The organism is Methanocalculus sp. (genome assembly GCF_029762515.1).
Taxonomy (GTDB): domain Archaea; phylum Halobacteriota; class Methanomicrobia; order Methanomicrobiales; family Methanocorpusculaceae; genus Methanocalculus.
Genome location: NZ_JARVGN010000216.1, coordinates 1 through 3,959 on the forward strand (window position 1 = coordinate 1; position 3,959 = coordinate 3,959).

The window sequence follows — 3,959 nt, forward strand, 5'->3', positions numbered from 1 at the left end:
GTACCCAACCGGCTTTGATGATTCCCGGATCTGTGACGATTAAAGCATGGCTGACACCGAGATTATCGAGATAGTGGACTGCCTGCATCCTTGCCCCCTCCCCGAAGATTACCTCCGGCATCACAAACTTCCTGAGCGTATCGACTGTCATCTGTAGAGCCTCCCGGATTTCTCGATCTCTATGTATCATCGGGAACGGAAAACAGTTGTGGGAAAAAGAGGCGGTACCGGGTGCGTACATGCTGATGATGGAGAGATGCTGGAACAGCCGGGTGGCGGCATCTCCCTCTGCCTGGGTGTGGGACGTGCCATGAATTGACGCGCCCGGTCTGGATGGTGTGTCCTGATGGGACAAAAGAGTGTTAAACTTTGCATTAGTTAATACTTTTCATAAAATAGGTAATACCCAACCAAGATCCTATCTCTTTTCAGGGTGATACTTCTCCAGATGCAATCCCTGCAGGCAACCTGTATCTTTCATGGCCCTTTTGTCTTTGATGAAGGGGATGCAGCCCGGATCTACCATGCGCTCCTCCCAAAGCGGTCTATTGTTGCCGGAGTGATGGGGAGGACGGCTGCTGCTGCAAGCGGCCTGCCTCTCACCTATGCCGATGTCCCTCCATCTGTGGTGATCAATGGGATGGAGGGCGTCTGTATTCTTGTCAATCGGGGGAAGACGCCCGCCTCGGGGAGGCGTTTTGGCGAGATCGTCGCCTCGCGAGTCAGGGGTGGACTGATCCATATCGAGTGTTCGGATCAGATCTGTTACCTCTGGAATAATGGGGATTCGGCAATTGCAGAGGAGATCTGCGATCAGATCGGGTACCGTCTCGTTATGTTGACCTCGTCACGGGAGGATCAGCCGGAGATGCGGAGGATCTGCGGCTGCATTCCCGGTGAGCCGGTGATGGTTGAAGGGATCACGATCGGGTATGCGACTGCGGAAGAGGCGGTCATCTCATACAAAGAGGGTATTTTGATGCCAATAAGCGGCATACGCCTGAAGCTCCATGGTATCGAGAAGCTGCATGCTGCCGGCTGCCCTCCCCTTGACCGGGCATGGTGCAAGAGCGGCTGGATCAGGACTGCTTTACCCGCAAATATCAGGCGAACCTCTCCCCCCTGCGGCAGGGTACAGACGATCGATCATACGGGGATCGCCATGTACAGGATGATCACCCCCGATACCTGTGGTATTCTCGCAATCGGGGATGATACCACTGCCGTCTGCGGCCATATCGGAGCAGTCCTTGGAATACCGGTCTTTGGGATCACTGATGGGGATGGTGATGATATTGTTCCAGAAGCCTATGCTCCCGGATCTGTTATTGTCCGTACAATCTCTGGAACTGATGATCAGATTGGGCGCGAGATTGCTGCATCCCTCCCACAGGGGGATCAGGTATGCTGGGATGAACTTGTTGCCTCCATGCTTGAAGCTTTTTCCAGTTCAATAGTCCTATGGCGGGATCTCCGATGATGCGGTGTGCGGAATGTAAAGGGAAGGGGCTCTGCGGCCTCCCGAAATGCCCGATCATGCAACGGTTCTATGCACTGACGAATGAGAAGCCGCAGTCAGAATATATGGGCCCGTCTCCATCCATCTTCATCGGAAGCAGCGGGTACCCCCGTGTTGTCGGAGGACCGCTCCTCCTCCGTGAGTCTGACACACCAACCGACTGGATCACCCGCGGCCTTGGTATGGAGGAGATCGTCGGTATCAGGTCGAAGACGATCCTGGGTTCACAGCCGGTCAAAACTGTCCTTGAGAAGGCGCAGGAAGTGGCGCTCTCCTGCAGGCCCCTTGATGTCGAGGCGAGGTTTGAAAAGCCGATCCGCTATGATCTCTCGTTTGACGGCACCGTGGCGCCGATCGGCCTCTCGGGAAAACTCTCAAAAGTCTCTGTTCTTGATAATGCCGTGGTGGAGCCTGCCGTTGATCGCTACACCTCGGATACTGATGTACGGGCAACCGAGGCGGCATCTTCACTCTTTCAGGAGGGGATCGATGTCTACCGGATCACAAGCCTCCTCACGGCAGGGCTCCTCGGCTCAAAACGGAAGTTTGTGCCGACCCGGTGGGCGATCACCGCCGTTGACGATATGGTCTCAAAGGATCTCAGGAAGCGGGTTTGCCGGCTGGTACCCCTTCAGGATATCCTCGTCCATTCTGCTCTCCTCTATGGCAACAGGATCGTTCTCCTCTTCATCCCATCCCCGGACTTTCGGTTTGAGATGATCGAGCGATGGCAGAGCAACTCCCTCTGGGGTGGAGATGAAGATGTAGTTGTGGTCGATGGAGAGAAGAAGAAGAAACAGGGGTATTCTCCGATTGCAGGCGCCTATTACTCAGCCCGCCTTGCCGTTCTCGAGCATCTGGAAAGCATTGGCAGAACCGCCCGGGTAGTGGTGATCCGGGATATTTCCGGGGATTACTGGGCGCCGCTTGGTACCTGGGTGATCCGGGAGGCAACCCGGGCCGCTCTGAAATCTCCTGCCATCCCCTGTCCCGATCTCCAATCCGGGGAGGCGATGGTCACGGCACTCCTTGGCTCATCGTTCTGGCGAAGCCGATCGGATCTGATCCGGGATCTCCGATCCCAGCGGACATTTGCCGACTTTTTCTGATATGATTTTGGGAACAAAACAATAGCTTCATTCACGATCAGGGAAGAGGTATACCTGATTAAATGCTCTTTTCCGAGTTTGCCCTCTTATGTGAGAAGATAGAAGCGCTCGCGAGCCGTCTTGAGATGCGGGATACAATCGCAGATATCCTTCCCGGCCTTGCACCTGATGATCTCCCGATCGTTGTCAGGTTCATCCGTGGTCTGATCTTTCCTGACTGGAGTTCCGCACATCTTGGGATCGGGCCAAACCTTCTCTATGATGCGGTTGCTTATGTGGCGGGCTGGAAACGGAGTGAGGTGATTGCTCTTGTCAACCGTACAGGAGACGCCGGACTGGCTGTCGAACACCTTCTCAAAGAGAAGACACAGATGAGTCTCTTTGCCGAAGAGCTCATACTCGCCGATGTATATGCGACATTTCTGAGGATGGCCGATACTGCTGGTGCACAGTCACAGAAGGAGAAATTACGGAATGCAAAGCTTCTGTATTCGAATGCATCGCCGCTTGAAGGCCGGTATCTCACCCGCCTGATGCTTGAGGAGCTCAGGATTGGTGTCGGGGAAGGAAGTGTGCGGGATGCTATTGCGATTGCCTTCTCGGTGAGCCCTGATTCTGTGAACAGGGCGCATCAGGTGATGAATGATCTCGGTGAGGTGGCAAGGATCGCGTCTGTTGATCCGGATGCCCTCCTGAATGTGAAGATCGAGCTCTTCAGGCCGGTGAAGATGATGCTCGCCCAGGCGGGATCGATTCCGGAGATGGTTGCAGGCTCAGGCGAGGTCTGTGCGGAGTACAAATATGATGGCAGCCGGTTCCAGTTTCACCGGAGAGGCGACCGTGTTGCCATCTACTCCCGGAGGCTCGAAGATCTGACCGCTGCGCTTCCTGATATTGCCGGACAACTCTCAAACGTCATCTCAGGTGATGTAATCCTTGATGGCGAGGTGGTTGCCATCAGGGATGGGAGGCCGATGCCATTCCAGACGGTGCTCAGGCGGATACGGAGGAAACATGATGTCTCTGCCCATGTGGATCAGATACAGATGATCCCCTTCGTCTTCGATATCCTCTACCGTGATGGTGTCGGGCTGATCGATCTCCCCCTTTCAGAGCGGCGCATACATCTGGAAGATGTGATGAGCGGATGCGTCGCACCGCAGATCCGATCGTCTGATCCCGACAAGCTGCTGGAATTCTATCATACGGCACTTGGAGAGGGGCACGAGGGAATCATGCTGAAAGTGCCGGGTTCCCCCTATATCCCCGGTAACCGGGGAAAGCACTGGGTGAAATGCAAGCCAGAAGTCGAGACGATCGATCTGGCGGTG

Annotated in this window: 3 protein-coding genes; all 3 read left to right on the forward strand. The window is 55.0% G+C overall.

Annotated features, from left to right (window positions below; translation table 11 throughout):
- The first annotated feature begins 448 nt into the window (after window positions 1-448).
- Window positions 449-1,480, forward strand: a complete 1,032-nt coding sequence (locus tag QCH34_RS08250) for a DUF2117 domain-containing protein (protein ID WP_300332743.1) — start codon at window positions 449-451, stop codon at window positions 1,478-1,480.
- Entirely contained in the window at window positions 1,477-2,628 is a 1,152-nt protein-coding gene (locus QCH34_RS08255) for a hypothetical protein (RefSeq protein ID WP_366898483.1), read from the forward strand. The genes QCH34_RS08250 and QCH34_RS08255 overlap by 4 nt, the downstream gene beginning before the upstream one ends.
- Before the next feature lie 62 nt (window positions 2,629-2,690).
- On the forward strand, window positions 2,691-3,959 hold a 1,269-nt coding region (locus QCH34_RS08260), incomplete at its 3' end, for an ATP-dependent DNA ligase (RefSeq protein WP_300332745.1).